This is a genomic window from Flavobacterium sp. MMS24-S5, assembly GCF_050320125.1.
Lineage (GTDB): Bacteria > Bacteroidota > Bacteroidia > Flavobacteriales > Flavobacteriaceae > Flavobacterium > Flavobacterium tyrosinilyticum.
This window is the reverse complement of sequence record NZ_CP190016.1, coordinates 2,942,048-2,962,114: the sequence shown is the minus strand read 5'-3', so window position 1 is coordinate 2,962,114 and position 20,067 is coordinate 2,942,048. Positions and strand designations below refer to the sequence as shown.

Here is a 20,067-nt window from a genome sequence, read left to right as displayed (position 1 = left end):
TTAATATTTTATTATTTCTCCGTTTTCATTTATATTTCGTCTAACTTGAGTCAAAGTATAAGTTCTTCCTTTTTTCCAGACATCGTCAGAGTATAGTTTTTCAGCAGTTAAAACAAACTTAAAATCACTTTCCTCTCCCTTTGTTGTTGCTACATCCCAAAATCTATACTTAAGCACATTATTATCACAAAACCTTCCTACAATTATAACATAATGATCTGATGTATTTGGCGTTTCATTATAGCCGTAATTTAAAGTATGATTAACTCCTACCATAACAGGATAACCTGCCTCAAGCGATTTGTCTATATAATTTAAACCTTTAACAAAATCATCATTGTTTAATATCAGTTTTTTATTATCCTCCGATTCTATCGCAGTTTGGTAAAAAGATTGGTTTCCGGGTTCTGTGGGATTTTCAGGCACAATATTTAAAACGCTCATTATCTTTCTACAAGTAATATTGCAATCTGTTCTTGTTTGCTGTGCCTGAAAAGTCAATTGCTTGCGTAAATCAACATTTATTTTTCCACCACAACTAATTAATTGATTACTGTCTTTATCTTTACCACACTGACAACTCTCATTAAACTCACTTAAAAAGCCAGATTGTAAATGCAAATTAGTAATTCCTAAAAGTTCCTCTTTCAAAAATTTCTGATAATGTTCAATACATTTCTTCATTGGTGTTGCTGGTTGTCTTACACCATTATAAAAATAATGGCTTTCATTACCTACTTCAGGTAAACTCGCCCAAATAAAACAGCCATCTTTTCTAATTGCATTCTCTATATCATTTTTAATAATCTTTTTAATCAAATTTGATCTTTGAGATTTCATTAATATCACACATATTTTATCTTGCGATTCTTCTTTATAGTCTTCTATTTTATATTTTTTGATATAATCATGTGATACTTTATATATACCAGTTTTTAAATTATTTTCATCAAGTTCTTCACCGTTTAGCCACCACCAAGTATACCTCATTATTTGATACGCACCAGCAGCGGTAGAACCTCCATAATTTTTTTGTGGATGAGTACTTAAATCCGTTATAATATTTCCTCCAAATGCAGTAGTATAACCTTTTTGAAAATCATGATTAATATATATAATCTCTTTAGTATTTTTATCCCAAGATTTAATCAGTTCACCCGTTCCTTCTCCAACTCTTAACATCCTCATAAACGCCCTAACTCTAGCCTCGCATTCACAAGCACAATTTTTATTATTCATTTTAGAAATACTACTCTCAGACTTCTTCACCAAAACAGCGCTCTTATACTCCGCCAAACCTTGCAAAGCACTTGTTTTTGTAATATGCACTCCACCGTTAGCTACTTTATTGCCCTCGTACAAAATCTTGTTTTCGCTATCCTGTACAACTGCATGCACCACACGGCTTGGTATTTTTTGGCTTATCGTGTCCCATTGTAGTTTTGCCTGTATAGCACCGCTTGTATCTATTGTAACATCTTTTACATCAAAAAGCATTTTGCCTTTTTCATAAATCGTGATTTTAAGTTTTTCACCAGCTTTTATACCACGAGACTTTCCGTAGAAATAACTTATTTTGTTGTAGTCTACATGATAATGCCTTTCTTTACCGTCTTGTGTGCCAATTTGAGCAGAGTAGATTTCGCGTTTATCCTCAACATTGAGGTGGTTTTTAGATTTAAAAATATTATTTTCATTGGCCAATTTTAACTGTGGTGCGCCAATTTTTACATATAGCATTCCCCAATCTCCTGCTTTGTTTTTTATATAACTATCTAAAGTTAGCGGTATAAGATTTCCGTCGTATTTTTTTACATTAATTACTTTGCAGTAATCGTCTTTAAAGGCGTCGTTGTCCCAAATCTCAATCGTTAGGTCTTCGCCAATAAGATGTTCTTGTTTTACCCAAATGTTTACGGTTTGGTACCAGCTCGATTTTTCAATCTCGATACCATTGCTGTCTGTAAAAAGCATTCCCAATACTTTTGCCTGTTTTACATCTATACTTAATGTTTTGCCAGGCTGTCTGTTTATACGGCATTTTACAAGTTCTTTTCCTGCTTTTAGGGGTTTTATAGCTATTGTATTTTCACTTGCAATAGTATGCGGTATTGCAGTATCCCAAACCACCATTTCGTTTCCTATCTGTTTTGAAAACACCAATTGATCTGCTTCTAAAAATGTTGTTTTACCTACTTTGGGAACGCCGTTGTAGCTAAAAGAAATTACATCATTTTCTTTTACTTCAAAATGCCAATCGTCGTTTTCATGTTTTGCATTTTGTCCGTAAGCATTTGCGAGTGTTACATAAGCTTCTACAACATATTTGCCTAGTTTCATAAATTCATGCCCTGGTATGGTTATGCTTTTTCCATTGCCCAATAAACGTCCGTTTAAATTCCATTTTACAGCTTGAACTTCTTTAGAAATGGCTTCTTCCTCATCTGGAATGTACATACTAAAACTACTTTCTTTTACGGCAAAGCTCATTGGGGTTCCAGGTCTTATAACCTCGGCATCATGTGTTATTTCTGAGACCGAATTGGTTATGGTTTCACCTGTAAAATTTTGAGTTTGTGTTTCCTTGTCATCAGGTTTATACACTGCAGTAATTTTGTACTGTGCTTTTGAATTTATGGGTGTAAATGAAACCGTATTCTCAATTCGTGTAGATTTTAAAACATTTCCTGAGGCATCTGTAACATACATTTTCAAATTTTCGAGTTCAGAATCTGTTGGAGGCATCAAAAATTTGGCTTTAAAACTAGCTGGAAAGTTTTGTCTTAATCTCATTTTTCCTCCAATTATTTTGGCAAAATTTTCTCCGTCAATTGGTACAAGCTCAGTTCCCTCAAGTTTATTTAAAACTACCTCAACATCAATAGAACAGTCTGGATAGTTCTTATTATATTTTCCGCCCTCGAAATCTTCTTTTTTTGGTTTTCCATATCCTTCAATACGATATTTACCTATTGTTGAGAATGTATATTTAAAGCTTGTTCCCAGCTGTTCTTCTGTAAATAATCTTTTGTCTTTGTCGCCAGTAAAACCATCATAAATAACCCACGAAGTCAGGTTAACATTTCCCTTTTTTATTTTTGCCAAGAAACTGCATTCTTCGTTTTGGCGTATGGTAATTTTTTCGACACTGCCTGTATCGCTTGATGATACTGTTTTAAAATTGGGTATATTTTTAAGAGTTTTTAATGTAATATTCGAAACACTTGGATAAGCGATTTCTAAAACCGGTGTTTTTACCGCGGGGTTTATAAGCGCAAGAGCTGCGGGGTTTGTGTTCTCGGCATGCTCTTTCATAACGGTATCCGTCTGTCCAGATTTTACGACTTCTATTTTACCTCCAATAGTACATTGTAATGTTGAAATCTCTGTAAGTACTTTGTTTCCAAAAATACTTGTTTTATCGTAGGGCTTTGTCCATTTTGGTGCAGGCGCAAGTGCACATGGCTGGTTACCGGCTGAAGATGGCTTAAGCGTGCATTTGCCAAAAGTTGCCGCCGCAGGATCAAAAGTTTTATCTGCATCTGTAGCAGCATATTTACCCGCCTCGCCATTATAGATTACTTTGTTGTGAGAAGTAACCAATAGTTTGGCTGTCTGCTTTGGGTTTTCTGCCTTATCACAGCAGCACAAACCTCCATGCACTACAAAATATTTATTGTCGTGGGCATTTTGGGCAGTTTCTTTTTCTTTCTTTTCTTCTTGTTCTTTTTCTTCTTTCTGCTGTTTTTGCTGTTCTTTTTTTACTTGCTCTTCCTTTTGTGTTTCTATTTCTTCGGCTTCATCAAGTTTAGCTCTTTTGGCATTTATTTCCTTAGTTTTTTCTGAAGAAGGAGTAAGCAGCGTTTTCCCAACAGGAGGTTCGGGCCAATTCCGTCCATTATTTCTGCGTTCATATTGTGATAATGGCGCAAATCCTGAGGATTGTCTATTCCTAACTCTTTGGCAATACTTTGTAAGGTGTCTCCTTTTTTTACTAAATATGGTATTGAATTATTCATGGCTTTGTTTTTTATTAATGGCAGATATGTAAATGGTTTCGCGATGTTTATAAAAATTCCTTATATCTATTTGTATATTAGTTTCAGAAAAATCAAAACCTCCCGTTTCGTTCAGAAATTCCACTTTATGTTTAATGCTGGAAACTATAGGATCTTGCTTAATTTTAATTTTTAACGCAGATTCAAAACCCATTGCCATCTTATTTACAATCTTTGAAATTTCCTCACTTTCCATCACTTCTCCATTGTAGGTTACTTCATTTAAAACAGGATCAAAATGTTTCTTACCTTTCCATAAAATTTCATAGTCAAACAGATTAATACTCCATGGGAACTCATAAACAATATCATTTTCTGATTTTTGAGTACAAAAAACTGCCATTTTCAAAAAACTAAGTGGTAAATAATATTTTGCCATTTGTTTCCCATCTTTTTGGGCTAAACCTATAAAATGATCTTTCATACTTTCAATTATAGCGTATTGGTCTATATCGCCCCCTTTATCTAAATTTCCCTCTATAAAATACTCTGGCATTAGTCTAAGTTTTTCATTTCTTGTACTTATTCTTTCCATTATATCTTTGTAATTACAGAGCTCAATTGAATCTTCACTAACAGTAAATAAAAGCGGACATAATATTTTTGAATATTCCTGAATGACTTTTGCTGCAATCCCTAATTTTACACTGCTGCCATTTACTCTAAATGAAAACTTACGTATTTCTATTTTTAATTCCTGATTATTAATTTCGTGAAAACTAAACTCATAAGTTTCTGTTGTCTCGGCTATATAATTTGGATGCTCTGTTCGTATATTCCTTAGTACCTTAAAATTTCCATGTGATTTAATACTCATATTTATCTTTTGTTTTACTAAAAGCTGTTATGGAAAAATTCTCCTCATAATGAAAATAAGTATTGCTGATTTGAATATTCGTTTCAGATAATTCAAAATCAAGCTGCGCACTATTATATTGAGTTTCGTGTCTAATAGTAGTGGTAATTACAGATTCTTGATCTGTAACTGTGTCAGGATATTGATATGCGTTACCAGCAGTTTTTATATGCTGAAAAAGTGCCTCATTTTGATGGCCTTCTCCTTCATATTTTAAAGTATTAGTTTCAGAGTCAAACCTTTTTTTACCTTTCCAGAAAACGTCATTATCTAATAGCGGGATTTTCCAATTAAAATGGTAGTTATTATCGTTTTCTGGTTTTTCTATACACAGCAATAGTATTCTTATTAATCCAAAAGAACCTATATATTCAGCCATCGCATAGCCATCTTTTGTCGTTTGTGAGAGAAAATCATTGCGAATATGTTCTAATCCTGGGCCTTGATGTCTAGATTTAAGTTCTAGGTCTTTTTGAGTTATCCTCTCCGAAATTTCATTAAAATTAGCCAATAAAAAATTCCCCTCTTTTATCTCAAATAAAATTGGAAAAATTGCATGATTATACGCATATACTATTTTTTCAAATTTTTTGTCTGGAATCTGATCGTCTATCTTAAAATTATAACGCGTTAATTTTACTCGAAAATTGTAGTTCTCGACTTTTTCAAGTTCAATTTCGTAAGAGGCACTGCCTTCATATTTTTTATCAAAAAGTTCGTGATTGATTGTGTGTCGAATTCTGAAATTATACTTTTCCTCTCTGCTCATTTTAAATCATCAAAAAGATTAACAGTTAAAAGTATATATTAATCACGGTTTTATCCTGTCTTAAAAAGTCCTATTTGTAACACAATAAGACTAAGTTTTCGGGTTAATGCTTGTCATTGTTTTTTATATCAAGCAAAAAAAAATCCAAAGCTAGAAACCAGCTTTGGATTTTTTTATTTGAGATTTTTGAATCTTTACTTCACTTCAAAAACATTGTTTGCTTGTTTTACATCAGCCATTAATCCGCTTGGATCAATAGTGATTTTTTTGATTGCCGTTTTGTTTTTGTCAATTGTAAAACTATAGTTTTGCTGTGCCCAAGCCCAGTCTTCTAGAACTGTTCTTTTCTCGTTCGGGTTTGGATTTGGTTTAATGAAATTCATCATTCTTAATGGAATGTAGAATGTTTCAGATGTTCCGTCTGTGTAATCCACTTTCAAGTCAATTGGCATTGGCATTCTTCCAATTCTTTCTAAAGAAACCGTTGTTTTTCCTGCATTGTCAGCAACGTCTTTAATTCCGTAGTCGATCGTATTGGTTGTTTGTGTCCAATCAATCAAATACCAATCTAACTCAGCTCCAGAAACTCTTTCAGCTGTTCTTTTGATGTCGTTTGGCGTTGGGTGTTTGAATTTGAAATCGTTGAAATATCTTTTTAAAGTTGCATCAACATTCTCTTTTCCGATTATATATTCTAATTGAGAAAGGAAAAGACTTCCTTTAATATAAGAAGAAATACTATACGGACGGTTTTCATCGTAACGATCTCCGTGCGTAGTTTGTGGCTGTTCTTTACCAGAATTTACTAAACTGTAATATGCTTTATAATTTCCTACAAAAGGATTTACTTCTTTTTTGTCTCCTTTTAATTCATTCAAAGCACTGTCTTCGATGTAAGTTGTAAAACCTTCGTCCATCCAAGGGTGTTTTGACTCGTTTGAAGCTAAAATGTGCTGGAACCAAGAGTGTCCTAATTCGTGTGTAGCTGTTCCTAGAATTCCTTCAAGAGTTCCGTTTCCTAGCATTAAAGTACACATTGCGTACTCCATTCCACCGTCTCCACCTTGAATAAATGAGTATTGTTTGTATGGATACGCTCCAACTCTCTGGTTGTAATATTCCATTACTTTAACCATTAAAGGTTCTAACTGTTTCCAGTTTGCAGTTGTTTTTTCGTTGTTTTTGTAAAAGAAATGCAAATCTACATCGTTTGGTTCCTTTTACAATATCGTGTGTATATTCTTTATCTGCAGCCCATGTAAAATCGTGAACATTTGGCGCAATAAAATGCCAAGTCAACGTTTTTGCTTTTTTAGGATATGTTACCGTTACACCAGCATCTTGGTAACCATGCCCAATTGAATTTTTGTCTTGCAAATATCCAGAACCACCAATAGTGTAGTCTTTATCAATTGTAATTTTTACATCAAAATTACCCCAAACACCGTGAAATTCTCTTGCAATGTATGGATCTGCATGCCATCCTTCAAAATCAAATTCGGCTAATTTTGGATACCATTGCGACATAGAAAGTTCTACTCCTTCAGAATTGTTTCTTCCAGAACGACGAATCTGAACTGGAACTTGTCCGTCAAAATCTAATGTAAAAGTCGTTTTAGAATTTGGAAGGATTGGTTTCGCCAAAGTTACTTCTAAGATCGTTCCAGAAACTCTTGTTTGAGCAACAGCACCGTCTTGTTTGAAGTTTGTAATTTTTAAATAACCAGCTTCATTTGGTTTTAAAGTCTCAATACGGCTTTGTTTTACTTCTTTTCCGTCAGCTTGTTTTACTTTGTTTACCATTCTTCCGTCTGGATCTTTAATAAAATGAAGACGTGCATCCATTTCGCTTCCTGGTTGAAATGCGTTTGGATATAAATGATAAAATACTTTTTTTAAAGTATCAGAAGAATTATTGGTATAAACCAATTCTTGTTTTCCTTTGTACTGATAGTTTTTTACATCCATAGAAACCTCCATTTTATAGTCAGCGTGTTGCTGCCAATATGGGGCGCTTTGTGCAAAAGCCGAGTTAAAACCTAAGCTTAGGAAAGAAAGTAAAATAATTTTTCGCATGTTTATATGTAATAGAAAATGGAAGAGCGTTAGCCCTTCCATTGGATTAATCGTTTATTATTGTTTATTTTTTAGACATCTTTTCAGCCATTAATAACGCATTATAAGCATTTACAATCTTAGCCGTTTTTGATGATTCTGCAGAAGAAACCGCAACTGGTTTTTCATCTGGATTCTCACTTTCGCCTAAAACAACCATTGAAGGAAGCGCTACTCCAGAGTCCATTAAAATCTTTTTAACTTGAGCTGCTTTCAATTTTGGATAGTACGAACGAATTAATGCTTGCAACACCTGCTGCATTTGGAGACGCCATTGAAGTTCCTTGCAAGTATTTGTATTTGTTGTTTGGCACTGTTGCATAAATTTCTTCACCTGGAGCAAAAACGTCTACGTTTATTTTTCCGAAGTTTGAAAATGGAGCAACAACATTTTCTCCGTACGATTTATTAATCGCTCCAATTGTAATTACATTATCTGCAAATTCTTTTATGTTGTCTTTAGAATCATTTGGATAATTGATGTTCTTTGTTTCATCGATATTGTAACCGTCATTACCTGCAGCATGCACAATTAAAACATCTTTTTTGGCTGCATATTTAATCGCATCATAAACCCATTCTTTCTGTGGAGAGAAGCTTTTCCCAAAACTTCCATTGATTACTTTAGCCCCATTATCTACCGCATAACGAATTGCCAAAGCAATATCTTTATCGTATTCGTCTCCATCTGGAACGGCTCTAACCGTCAAAATTTCGACATTTGGAGAAGCAACTCCGTCTCCACCTAAATTATTACCGCGAATTTGTGCAATAATTCCAGCTACGTGAGTTCCGTGAAGCGCTTTTTCTTTATCTGGACCAAAAACTACATTATTACCGTAATGATTGTCTTTAATGTCTTCTGGATTATCTCCGACGATTTTTCTTCCGTCATAATCTTTGTTAAGATTATATTTTAACTGTTCTTCTACATAATCGCTATACTCTGTAAATTGAGCCTCCGGATCAAAAGTTGGTCCTGCATTTGTAAAAATCATAGTCATAGCCCTTTTACTTTCCAAAACATTTGGATCAGCAGAAGTAATTGTACTTAAATCTTCTAATTTATAATCCGTTTTATTAAGCTCTTTTTTAATCGTATTATGAAAAGCCATTAAACGATCTGCTTGCCCTTTATTTTGAAGAGCTTCTTGATACTTCTCTGTATATTGTGCTAAAGCTGCTTTATATTCTGGAGAACCGTCATCGGCTTTTTTCACGATACGTGTCATTTCCAGATTTTCATGAACAGCATTTCCTAGAAAATTCCATCCGTGAACGTCATCTATAAATCCGTTTTTGTCATCATCGATTCCGTTTCCTGGAATTTCTTTTTTATTCGTCCAAATCATTCCTTGAAGATCTTCGTGCTCGATATCGACACCAGAATCTACAATTCCTACGATTACTTTTTGCCCTTTTTTACCTTGCAGTAATTCAGTCAAAGCTCTGTCTACACTCATTCCCGGAATAGAATCTTTTATCAAATCAAGATGACTCCATCTTTTTAATTCATTTTCGCTAACTGGAGCTTTTTTTACTACTGCTAAAGGAGCCACAATTGGCTGTTTTGGCACTGAAGTTTGTGCTTGTAAAGTGGCATTACAACCTGCTAAAACAAGTAATGCAAACGCAGATAATTTAAGTGGTTTTATATGACTCATATATCTATAAATAATTGTAAAGTTAAAGATGGGTCTAAATTATGCTTTTTTGTTACAAAATGCTAACTGTTAACAATGTGTTATGAAAATACCGTTGTTTTTAAGTCTTAATTATTTAAATAGTAAAGAAATTTCATCCACAAAAATTTATTTTTTATTAGCCATCAATTTTCTAGCTGAATAAATAAAATAAAAAAATCCGCCATTTTAGAGCGGATTTTCAATATTAGAAATTAATCAACATGAGTAACAACCTTCAGAATGTATATTATATTCAATCCAATCTAAAGGATCGACATCATATTTTCTAGGAGCCTGCCACCAATTCCACCATTAATTTCTTTCAATTGATCAAATTCAAGTGCTACAACACCTAACTCATCAGCATTTTTAATAAAATCGTCTAAATTCATAATTAATAAAATTTTTGTTTGCCTACTCTTTAGCTTTTCGACATCCGCTATATTTTGCTAAAATATAAAAATTAACTTACAAAAATATATCAATAGAGAATATTTTCTTGTTAAAATAATAAGTGTTTATGGATAAATATATTTTTGGTTTACTATTTACTTAGCAGTGTAAAAAAAATAATATAACGTTTACGGGTTCACGTAAATATTATCAGTTAAAAAGACGTACCATTGCGCGACCTAATTCTAAACATATTCTATGAAGACAAAACTACTCTTGTTGCTGTTTTTGGCAAGTTTTTCTAATTATGCGCAAAACACAAAAATTCCAGATCTTAATTTTGAGAAATTCTTAATTAATGAAAAATACGATTCTGGAGTTCCTGATGGACAAGTTTTAACTGCAAATATTGCTGCCATAAAAACATTAAATGTCAGTGGATTAAATATTAGCGATTTAACTGGTATTCAAGACTTCAAAGCATTAACCCAGTTAATTTGTTCTTTTAATAATTTAACTTCTCTTGATGTTTCGCAAAATACGGCTCTTTTAACTTTAAATTGTTTTTCTAATAAAATAACAAGTTTAAATATTTCAACAAATACGTTATTAGATAATTTAAATTGTGCTAGTAATTTGCTAACTGTTTTAGACATATCGGCAATTCGCAATGTAAGAACATTAAACTGTTACGACAATAAGCTTAAAGTTTTAGATCTTAAAAACAATACTAATCTAAGTAGCCTTAACTGTTCTGCAAATGATTTTACAAATGGACTAACTCTTTTTAAGAATACTTATTTGACATTTTTAAACTGTAACTTCAGCAATTTAACTTCGCTAGATCTTTCAGAAAATAAATCTTTACAGTCATTAAATTGTCAGGGAAATAGTTTGAAAGCATTAGATCTTTCAAAAAATACTGCGCTTACATTTGTAGACTGCAGTTCAAATCAATTAAAAAGTTTAGATTTAAAAAATGGAAAAAACACCATTTTAACGACCACTTCCACTTTTAAAAACAATCCAAATTTAAGCTGTATTCAGGTTGACAATGATGTTACTGCAAAGGCAAACTGGGGAAATCTAAAAGATGCTGCCGCTACTTATAGCACTAATTGCAGTATAGAAATTCCATATACATCTATTCCAGATATTAATTTTGAGAATAAATTAATTGCTCTTGGCTTTGACTCTGGAGCTCCAGATGGAAGGGTTCCAACTGCAAATATTAACAAAATAACATTCTTAAACGTTTCTTCTAGTTCTATTGCGGATCTTACAGGAATTCAGGATTTTGTTTCTCTGACAGTACTTTGGGCATCACAAAACAAACTAACTAAATTAGATGTTTCAAATAATCTTTTTTTGGAATCGTTAAGTTGCGAATCTAACAAAACACTTGAAACTTTAAATGTTTCCAAAAACCTTTCTTTAACTCAGCTTTGGTGCTATGGCAATAAAATAACAAATTTAGATGTTACAAAACTGCCTAAATTAGCTACTTTGTATTGCGACAGTAACCCTTTGACAAGTATTGATCTTTCTGGCAATCCAAAATTGGGAAATTTACGTATTAGTGATACTGATATTACCTCTTTAGATTTGAGCAAAAACCCTGCTTTAACTTATTTATACGGCAGAAACAACAGACAATTATCTCAAATAAACTTGAAAAACGGAAACAATAAGATCTTACCAGAGAACGCTCTTATTATATACGACAACTCTATTTTAACTTGTATTCTTGTTGATGATGTTGACTATGCAAATGCAAATTGGGCAAAAAGTAAAGACGCTAGTGTTGATTATTCATTAGTTTGCACAGAACCCGAATATACACTTATTCCTGACATTGAATTTGAAAAAAAATTAGTTAATAATGGTGTTGATTTTGCTTTAGACGGAAGAGCATTAACAAGAAAACTTGCGGCTCGTGAATATTTATATCTAGATGATGCTCCAATTACCGATCTTACCGGACTAGAAGCTTTTACTAATCTAAAAACCATCAATTGCAGCAAAATTAAGGTAAGTAATTTTAATTTTTCAAAAAACACAAAGCTAACAACTATAAATTGTTATAGTAACAATATAACATCTATCGATTTATCTCAAAATTTAGCTCTGACAGATGTAAATCTATCAAACAATAGTTTAACGGAGATTAATGTTTCAAAGAACACGGCTTTAAAAAATTTAAACGTGTACCAAAATAAAATTACAGCGATAGATGTGTCAAACAATAAAGATCTAATTAACTTATCAATTAGCAATAACCCATTAGGTAAAATTGATGTTTCAGGAAATCCGCAATTAACTTATTTGGGGTGTACAGATAATTCACTTACAACTTTGGATGTAACTCATAATCCGTTGCTAAAAGGACTTGATTTTGAGCGTAATAAAATAACTGATATTGACGTAACTAAAAACCCTGAATTAGAATCTCTAAACACAAGCCAAAATCCTTTAAAGGCATTAAATGTAACTAAAAACACAAAATTAATAGGTTTGCAATGTTATGGCAGCAGTTATGTCTCTAATGGCGGCGGCGGAAGCGGCTCAATTAAATCATTAGATCTTTCTAATAATACTTTATTGAGTACTTTAAATTGTGGCGCTAATCAATTGACCAGTCTTGATCTTACTTCTAATATTCAACTTCAATATTTTAGAGGTTATGGCAATGCTTTTACCGATTTAGACCTGACAAAGAATACTAATTTAGTTGAATTACATGTTGGTGACAATAAACTGAAAACGGTAAATCTTAAAAATGGAAACAACACAAAATTAACTAAAGTTAATTTTCAAGGGAATAAAAATCTAAGCTGTATCCAAGTAGATAATGTTGAATATTCTAATACTAATTGGGCTACTAATAAAGATGCAACTGCAACATTTAATGTCGATTGCGCTTATTCAACATTAATCCCAGATGAAAAATTTGAACAAAAATTAATTGATTTAGGTATTGATAACGATGGAAAGAATGGAAAAGTTCTTACTGCAAACATTTCTACATTAACATCGTTGGACGTTTCATCTGCAGAAATTACTGATTTAACTGGTATCGAAGATTTTAGAAGCTTGGAGTCATTGTCTGCCGACCAAAATAAACTAACCAAAATAAACGTGTCTAAAAACCAAAAATTAGTTAGTTTAAACGTGTCTAAAAATGAAATAACAAAGCTAGATGTAAAAAACAATATCAAACTTGAAAGCATTTATTGCAACAATAACCTCCTTGCTACTTTAGACCTTTCAAAGAATGTATACTTAAAAACTATATATTGTTCTGACAACAAACTGATTTCATTAAATTTAAAAAATGGAAACAATGTTGCTTCTGATCCTGTTGGGCTTAAAAACTTCACAAATAATCCTAACTTAAAATGTATTCAGGTAGATGATGAAACTTATGCGAATTCAAAATGGACTAATTTCAAGGATGCAACTGCAAGTTACAGTTCAAATTGTGAATATTCAACAGCAATTCCTGATCCGAAATTCGAAGACAAATTAATCGCTCTTGGAATTGATTCTGGCGAAAAAGATGGTAAAGTAGCTACCGCTAATATAACTGAAATTACAAGTTTGGATGTAAGCAGTTCTCAAATTACAGACTTAACTGGAATTCAGGATTTTGCTTCGTTAAAGAGCTTAAACGTAAAATCTAATACTCTAAAGACTTTAGATGTTTCTAAAAATACAGAGTTAACAAGTTTAGATTGCTCTTTTAATACATTGACAAGTTTAAGTATTTCAGAAAACAAATCTTTGAGAAGTTTAACTTGTTATTATAACGCATTAACCAATTTAGATATTTCTAATAATATCGTTTTATACAATTTAGATTGCAGCGGTAATAAAATTGAGTCATTAGAGCTTTCTAAAAACAAAGAATTAATTTTTTTAAATGTTAATAATAACCAGATAAAAAACTTAGATATTAGCAAAAATCCTTTAGTTAGTTCTATTCTTTGTTACAATAATAAACTTCAAACTTTAAACTTGCAAAATGGCGCAAATAAATTACTAACAAGTAATAACGCATCCTTTTCAGGCAATTTGAGCTTGTACTGTATACTTGTTGATGATGTGGCGTATGCCAATAGTACTTGGTCTACCAAAAAAGATGCTATAGCAACTTTTAACACAGAATGTACAGGAGAAATAAATTTACCTGCAAACAACTTTGCTATAGAAACTAAAGGAGAATCTTGTCTTGGTGAAAATAACGGAGAAATCAGTATTGTTGGAAAAGCTTCTTTTGCTTACAGCGCAACGATTAACGACAAGTCTTACACGTTTACAAACAATGCTTTAAAACTTACAGCATTAACTCCAGGAACTTACAATATCAAGATTACAATTCCTGAAATGATTTATGAACAAATTTTTAATGTAACTATTCAAAAAGGTGCAACTGCTACAGGAAAATCTAGCATAAGCGCTAAGAATGTAGAAGTTGAAATTACTGAAGGAACGGCTCCTTTTACTGTATTTGTTAATGGTACAGAACAATTTCAAACAACAGATACAAACTTCACAGTTTCTATGCAAACAGCTGGATTAGTTGAAGTGGCAACGGCAAAAGCTTGCGAAGGTATTTTTGCTAAAAAAGTTTCTTCTTACGAATTGGGGACAATACTTGCCGCTTATCCGAACCCAACTACTGGAATTATTGAAATTGAAATTCCAAGCAGTAAAACTGAAGTTGCAATTGAACTATACAATTTTGGAGGCCAATTAGTTTCTCACGGAACTTATTCTATTGAAAACGGAAAAGCTCTTTTAAATCTTGAAAAATTACCTTCAGGAATTTATGCTGCTAAAGTCAATTTAGAAACTCCAGAATACATTAAAATTATAAAAAAATAAAGATGAAGAATTCTATATACCTTTCAATAATCTGTTTAGTATTTGCTGCTTGCGGAAGCGGAGGCGGAGACGACCCTGTTACGCCACCAGCGGTTAATACGGCTCCGACAGTTCCTGTATTAACACTTCCGGCTGATAATAAATTATGTTTAGACAACAACGTTTCTTTTCAGTGGAACGCTTCAACCGATGAGCAAAAAGACGCGATTGTTTATCAAATTCAAATTGCAAAAGATAATGCATTCAGTCAAATCGTAAGTACACTAGATAATTCGTCTCTTTCTACAAGTGCTTTAGCATTAGAAAAAAATACAGCGTATTACTGGAGAGTAAAAGCAACAGATGCCAGAGGATTGTCAAGCGCTTATTCTTCAACATTTAAGTTTTATACTGCTGGAACAGCTGTGGTGAATCATTTGCCTTTTTCTCCAGAATTGATTGCTCCAGTTTTAAATGGAAACATCAGCACATCATCTGCAAATTTAAGCTGGAATGCTTTTGATGTTGATACTGCAGATGTTTTAACTTATGATGTCTATTTTGGAACTGCAAATCCGCCAACTGCAAAAGTAGGCGATAATATAACTTCAAAAGCATTTGAAGTTGCCCTTCAACCAACTACACAGTATTACTGGAGAGTGGTTGTAAAAGACAATAAAGGCGGTGAAACAGTAGGTCAAGTTTGGAAATTTAAAACCAACTAAACTTTATAATTACAATTAGTTAAAACCAAAAAATCCCATTTTCATTCAGTTGAAAATGGGATTTTTTTATATCTAATTTATTTCGATTAAAGAATTTCTTCACAGGTAAAAACATCTTTTAATCGAACGCCTTTTTCGGTATGTTCCACAGTTATAATCTGATTGTGCGCATCATGTTCTAAAAATAAATAATGATTGTTATCTGCTGCCAAATTCAAGAATTTCGATTTCTCAGGCATTGTCAGCAAAGGTCTTGTATCGTATCCCATAACATATGGAAGCGGAATATGCCCAGCTGTAGCCAATAAATCGGCACAAAAAACAATCGTTTTATCTTGGTATTTAATGTACGGAATCATTTGTTTTTCAGTATGACCGTCAACATAATAAATATCAAAATCAAGTTCTTTTGAAAAGCCAAAATCAGATTCTGGTTTTTCAATAAAATTCAATTGACCGCTTTCCTGCATTGGCAAAATATTTTCAGACAAGAAAGAGGCTTTTTCTCTAGCGTTGGGTTTTGTCGCCCATTCCCAATGGTTTTCGTTGGTCCAGAATTTAGCATTTTTAAAAGCTGGCTCGTAACCTGTTTTATCAGCATTCCATTGAACACTTCCTCCGCAATGATCAAAATGAAGATGCGTCATAAAAACGTCGGTAATGTCATCTCTATTAAAACCATATTTTGCCAGAGATTTATCTAAAGAATGCGATCCCCAAAGTGAATAATACCCGAAGAATTTTTCTGATTGTTTATCGCCCATTCCCGTGTCGATCAAAATAAGACGATTTCCGTCTTCAATCAACAAACAGCGAGCCGCAATATCGATAAGGTTATTGGCATCGGCAGGATTTGTTTTATTCCAAATGGTTTTAGGAACAACGCCAAACATTGCGCCGCCATCTAACTTAAAATTTCCAGATTCTATTGGGTAAAGTTTCATGAGAATGATTTTCTAAAAGAACAAAGCTAGAAAATTCAAACTCCTTTTGCTAAAATTCAAAGCTAAAAAACTTTTAGATTATTCTAATGTAATCGAAGTGCTTCCCATTATTTCCTGCTTATCAAAATAATTCACAAAATAAGTCCCTTTCTTAAACCCATCTGCATTTAAAATTCCATAAGCATTAAGAGATTTACCTTGAAAATCGGTACTAACAATAAAACTATAAACCAGTGCTTTATCATTTCCAAATTCAATCAATTTGTTATCTCCTAAAACCGTATTTTTTTGATCCAAAACTTGAACATAAAAAACTCTTTTTCCTGTCTTTGCAACGGCATTTCCGTTCACGGTAAAACTAATTTTAAGTTTCTTTGCGTTCTTTGCTTTTGTCGTTTCTAGTTCTGCTCCAGAGTTTTTTTCGCGAAGTGCAATTGCTTTAAAATTGCTTAAATAAAGTTTTGAAGCATCTTTTAAAGTCGATTCCAATTTCACTTGTTTAGAAATCAAAGTGTCATTTTCTGCCTTTTGTTTGTACATGACAACATTCTGACTTTCTATTTCGGTCAGTAAATTTTTATTCTGAGATTTTAATTTTTTAATCTCTATGACTTTACTGTCCAATGAAGATTTTAGTCCCGAAAGCTGGTTCCGGTAAATTCTAATTTGATCTGCCGACGGATTTTGCGAAACTTTTATAATTTCCATTAAATTTTCGACATTCTTACGTTCCAGTTCCAACTCTTTAGACAGAGCCGTATTTTCCTGAATGACCAGATCGTATGCTGCTTTCAGTGTACTTAATGAATCTAAAATGTTTTCCTGTTCTGTTCTTTCATTATTAAACATTAAAGCTTTAGCGCTTTCCGCTTTAACTTCTTCCTTAATTTTATCAGATTCACTGCTAAAAACCAATACTGCAGCACCTAATCCAAAAACAAAAATTACTGCCAATAAGGGCTTTAACCACTTATTTTTGTGTTGTTTTTTCATAATTACTCACAATTTTCTGCAAAAGTACCGAATAAATAATGGCTATAATCAGTAGAAATACTTGTTTTTTAACATTTAGGAGCGATATTTGCAGCACGATTCAAAAAACAATTCCTTTTCGAATTTTGATTTCGATTTTGTCAAAATAAGTATTATCTATTTTCACATTTGTTATAATAATGTGAACCGTTATGGAAAAAGGTTTTTAAGTCGTATCTTTGCAGATAATTTCTATTTAACATTGAAAATTAGCGTTTTAAATCTGTAATAAATTCATTACAGACAAAAAATGTTCATTAAAAACAAACATCTAAGAACAATGATAAAAGTTTCTGATACTGCCAAAAAGAAAATCATCGACCTGATGACGGATGATGGTTTTGACGCCGCAAGCGACTACGTAAGAGTAGGCGTAAAAAGTGGTGGATGCTCTGGTTTGTCTTACGATTTAAAATTTGACAAAACCAAAGGAGATGACGACAAAATATTCGTTGACAACGACATACAAATTGCTGTAGAAAAAAAATCATTCCTTTATTTAGCTGGGACAATTTTAGAATTCTCTGGCGGATTAAACGGAAAAGGATTTGTTTTCAACAATCCGAACGCAAGCAGAACTTGCGGATGCGGAGAATCATTCTCTCTTTAGTCAAAAGCGGAAAGCTGTAAAGTCATTAAAGACTTCAATTGACTTTCGAACTTTAGACTTTAAAACATTAGACAATAACAAAAATAATGAGCAAATACACCGAAGACGATTTAAAGATCGAACTGGAAACTAAAGAATACGAGTACGGATTTTATACTAATATAGAATCTGAGACTTTCCCTATTGGCTTAAACGAAGAAATTGTAAGAGCTATTTCTCTTAAAAAAGAAGAACCTGAATGGATGACCGAATGGCGCATCGAGGCTTTCCGTGCTTGGAAAGAAATGATCGAGCCAGAATGGGCAAACGTACATTACGAAAAACCAGACTTTCAGGCCATTTCATATTATTCAGCTCCAAAACAAGTAGATCCTAACAAAACTTTGGATGATGTTGATCCAGAATTATTAGAGATGTACAAAAAATTGGGAATTTCTGTTGATGAACAAAAAATAATGAACAATGTCGCTATGGATATTGTTGTCGATTCTGTTTCTGTAGCAACAACTTTCAAGAAAACATTGGCCGAAAAAGGAATTATTTTCTGTCCGATTTCTGAAGCTATTAAAGAACATCCTGAATTAGTAAAAAAATATTTAGGAACTGTGGTACCTCAAAAAGACAACTTCTACGCAGCATTAAACTCAGCTGTTTTCTCTGACGGAAGTTTCTGTTATATTCCAAAAGGCGTAAAATGTCCAATGGAACTTTCAACTTATTTCAGAATCAACCAAGCAGGAACTGGACAATTCGAAAGAACTCTAGTTATTGCCGATGAAGGAAGTTATGTTTCTTACCTTGAAGGATGTACCGCTCCAAGCCGTGATGAAAATCAATTACACGCTGCTGTTGTTGAATTAATCGCTTTGGATGATGCTGAAATTAAATATTCTACTGTTCAAAACTGGTTCCCTGGAAACAAAGAAGGAAAAGGTGGAGTTTACAACTTCGTGACTAAAAGAGGTTTATGCGAAACAAACGCTAAAATTTCTTGGACACAGGTTGAAACTGGTTCTGCTGTAACTTGGAAATATCCTTCTTGTGTATTAAAAGGAGATAATTCGGTAGGAGAATTTTATTCGATCGCCGTTACCAATAATTACCAACAAGCTGATACTGGAACAAAAATGATCCATTTAGGAAAAAACACTAAATCGACTATTATTTCTAAAGGTATCTCGGCTGGAAAATCACAAAATAGCTACCGTGGTTTAGTGCAAATCTCTCCAAGAGCAGAGAACGCAAGAAACTTTTCTCAATGTGACTCATTGTTAATGGGTAACAATTGCGGTGCACATACTTTCCCTTATATCGAAAGTAAAAATCCATCAGCAAAAATCGAGCACGAAGCAACTACAAGTAAAATTGGAGAAGACCAGGTATTTTACTGTAACCAAAGAGGTATTCCAACTGAAAAAGCCATTGCCTTAATTGTAAACGGTTTCAGTAAAGATGTCTTGAACAAACTTCCAATGGAATTTGCCGTTGAAGCTCAAAAATTATTAGAGATTTCTTTAGAAGGATTTGTAGGATAATCAAAAGCAAGTAATTATGGACATCATCTTAAAAAATGTAAAGAAAAAAGATTTTCCAGTTTTTCAATCACTGGCAAAATCTCTTGGTTTTGAAATTGTTGAAGATAATGAAAAGCCATATAATCCAGAATTTGTAAAAGAGATTATTGACGCTGAAAAAAGTATTGAAGAAGGAAAAGGAATTAAAATAAAAGTTGAGGATTTGTGGAAGTAATTTATTCTGAAAAGGCACAAAAAGACATTCTTTTTTGGAAAAAGTCCGGAAACAAATCAATAATGAAAAAAATCACAAGTTTAATTGAAGATATTTTACTTCATCCTTATGAAGGGCTTGGAAAACCAGAACAATTAAAATATGAATTATCTGGAAGATGGTCTAGAAGAATTGATAAAGAGCATAGAATTATTTACAGAATAACCGAAGAAAACAATATAGAAATACTAAATATTCTTTCACTGAAAGGACATTACGAATAAGT

Annotated in this window: 13 protein-coding genes and 2 pseudogenes; 6 read left to right on the top strand and 9 right to left on the bottom strand. The window is 32.8% G+C overall.

What is annotated here, in order from left to right; all coding sequences use genetic code 11:
• The 7 genes and pseudogenes from ACPWTF_RS13720 to ACPWTF_RS13690 form a co-directional block, all read right to left on the bottom strand.
• The gene (locus ACPWTF_RS13720) at nt 1-3,663 is read right to left on the bottom strand and encodes a PAAR-like protein (RefSeq protein WP_427871579.1); all 3,663 of its coding nucleotides are present in this window, start codon (nt 3,661-3,663) and stop codon (nt 1-3) included.
• Between the two features lie 161 nt (nt 3,664-3,824).
• The gene (locus tag ACPWTF_RS13715) at nt 3,825-4,019 is read right to left on the bottom strand and encodes a LysM peptidoglycan-binding domain-containing protein (RefSeq protein ID WP_427871577.1); all 195 of its coding nucleotides are present in this window, start codon (nt 4,017-4,019) and stop codon (nt 3,825-3,827) included.
• Nucleotides 4,012-4,875, bottom strand: a complete 864-nt coding sequence (locus tag ACPWTF_RS13710) for a hypothetical protein (RefSeq protein WP_427871575.1) — start codon at nt 4,873-4,875, stop codon at nt 4,012-4,014. Before ACPWTF_RS13710 ends, ACPWTF_RS13715 begins: the two co-directional genes overlap by 8 nt.
• A complete protein-coding gene (locus ACPWTF_RS13705) occupies nt 4,865-5,683 on the bottom strand; it encodes a hypothetical protein (RefSeq protein WP_427871573.1) in 819 nt (272 codons plus the stop codon). Before ACPWTF_RS13705 ends, ACPWTF_RS13710 begins: the two co-directional genes overlap by 11 nt.
• 194 nt (nt 5,684-5,877) lie before the next feature.
• Nucleotides 5,878-7,759, bottom strand: a pseudogene (locus ACPWTF_RS13700) (M1 family metallopeptidase).
• A gap of 64 nt (nt 7,760-7,823) precedes the next feature.
• Nucleotides 7,824-9,462 (bottom strand): annotated as a pseudogene (locus ACPWTF_RS13695) (S8 family peptidase).
• 284 nt (nt 9,463-9,746) lie between these two features.
• Nucleotides 9,747-9,875: a hypothetical protein gene (locus ACPWTF_RS13690; protein ID WP_427871571.1), complete on the bottom strand. Its 129-nt coding sequence runs from the start codon at nt 9,873-9,875 to the stop codon at nt 9,747-9,749.
• Nucleotides 9,876-10,134: 259 nt separating this feature from the next.
• Between ACPWTF_RS13690 and ACPWTF_RS13685 the strand changes: the two genes are divergently transcribed.
• Together ACPWTF_RS13685 and ACPWTF_RS13680 are read left to right on the top strand one after the other, a co-directional pair.
• Nucleotides 10,135-14,763 carry a T9SS type A sorting domain-containing protein gene (locus ACPWTF_RS13685; RefSeq protein ID WP_427871569.1) on the top strand — a complete coding sequence of 1,543 codons (4,629 nt, stop codon included), beginning with the start codon at nt 10,135-10,137 and terminating at the stop codon, nt 14,761-14,763.
• Nucleotides 14,764-14,765: 2 nt separating this feature from the next.
• Nucleotides 14,766-15,467 carry a hypothetical protein gene (locus ACPWTF_RS13680; protein WP_427871567.1) on the top strand — a complete coding sequence of 234 codons (702 nt, stop codon included), beginning with the start codon at nt 14,766-14,768 and terminating at the stop codon, nt 15,465-15,467.
• An 86-nt stretch (nt 15,468-15,553) separates the two neighbouring features.
• Here the strand turns inward: ACPWTF_RS13680 and ACPWTF_RS13675 are convergent, their stop codons facing one another.
• Nucleotides 15,554-16,411 carry an MBL fold metallo-hydrolase gene (locus ACPWTF_RS13675; protein ID WP_427871565.1) on the bottom strand — a complete coding sequence of 286 codons (858 nt, stop codon included), beginning with the start codon at nt 16,409-16,411 and terminating at the stop codon, nt 15,554-15,556.
• Nucleotides 16,412-16,489: 78 nt separating this feature from the next.
• Nucleotides 16,490-17,404: a hypothetical protein gene (locus ACPWTF_RS13670; protein WP_427871563.1), complete on the bottom strand. Its 915-nt coding sequence runs from the start codon at nt 17,402-17,404 to the stop codon at nt 16,490-16,492.
• Between the two features lie 319 nt (nt 17,405-17,723).
• Here ACPWTF_RS13670 and ACPWTF_RS13665 point away from each other — a divergent pair, with 319 nt between their 5' ends.
• The 4 genes from ACPWTF_RS13665 (at nt 17,724) to ACPWTF_RS13650 (ending at nt 20,065) form a co-directional block, all read left to right on the top strand.
• Nucleotides 17,724-18,053: a HesB/IscA family protein gene (locus tag ACPWTF_RS13665; protein ID WP_068841559.1), complete on the top strand. Its 330-nt coding sequence runs from the start codon at nt 17,724-17,726 to the stop codon at nt 18,051-18,053.
• 86 nt (nt 18,054-18,139) lie between these two features.
• Nucleotides 18,140-19,588, top strand: a complete 1,449-nt coding sequence (gene sufB, locus ACPWTF_RS13660; protein ID WP_427871562.1) for a Fe-S cluster assembly protein SufB — start codon at nt 18,140-18,142, stop codon at nt 19,586-19,588.
• Nucleotides 19,589-19,604: 16 nt separating this feature from the next.
• Nucleotides 19,605-19,802, top strand: a complete 198-nt coding sequence (locus ACPWTF_RS13655) for a DUF2683 family protein (RefSeq protein WP_250834503.1) — start codon at nt 19,605-19,607, stop codon at nt 19,800-19,802.
• On the top strand, nt 19,793-20,065 hold the full coding sequence (locus ACPWTF_RS13650; protein ID WP_427871559.1) for a Txe/YoeB family addiction module toxin: 273 nt from the start codon (nt 19,793-19,795) through the stop codon (nt 20,063-20,065). Before ACPWTF_RS13655 ends, ACPWTF_RS13650 begins: the two co-directional genes overlap by 10 nt.
• Nucleotides 20,066-20,067: the final 2 nt, after the last annotated feature.

Coding starts and splice junctions, on each gene's coding strand:
- ACPWTF_RS13715 (WP_427871577.1), bottom strand. CDS start 4,019: ATGAATAATTCAATACCATATTTAGTAAAAAAAGGAGACACCTTACAA.
- ACPWTF_RS13710 (WP_427871575.1), bottom strand. CDS start 4,875: ATGAGTATTAAATCACATGGAAATTTTAAGGTACTAAGGAATATACGA.
- ACPWTF_RS13705 (WP_427871573.1), bottom strand. CDS start 5,683: ATGAGCAGAGAGGAAAAGTATAATTTCAGAATTCGACACACAATCAAT.
- ACPWTF_RS13690 (WP_427871571.1), bottom strand. CDS start 9,875: ATGAATTTAGACGATTTTATTAAAAATGCTGATGAGTTAGGTGTTGTA.
- ACPWTF_RS13685 (WP_427871569.1), top strand. CDS start 10,135: ATGAAGACAAAACTACTCTTGTTGCTGTTTTTGGCAAGTTTTTCTAAT.
- ACPWTF_RS13680 (WP_427871567.1), top strand. CDS start 14,766: ATGAAGAATTCTATATACCTTTCAATAATCTGTTTAGTATTTGCTGCT.
- ACPWTF_RS13675 (WP_427871565.1), bottom strand. CDS start 16,411: ATGAAACTTTACCCAATAGAATCTGGAAATTTTAAGTTAGATGGCGGC.
- ACPWTF_RS13670 (WP_427871563.1), bottom strand. CDS start 17,404: ATGAAAAAACAACACAAAAATAAGTGGTTAAAGCCCTTATTGGCAGTA.
- ACPWTF_RS13665 (WP_068841559.1), top strand. CDS start 17,724: ATGATAAAAGTTTCTGATACTGCCAAAAAGAAAATCATCGACCTGATG.
- sufB (WP_427871562.1), top strand. CDS start 18,140: ATGAGCAAATACACCGAAGACGATTTAAAGATCGAACTGGAAACTAAA.
- ACPWTF_RS13655 (WP_250834503.1), top strand. CDS start 19,605: ATGGACATCATCTTAAAAAATGTAAAGAAAAAAGATTTTCCAGTTTTT.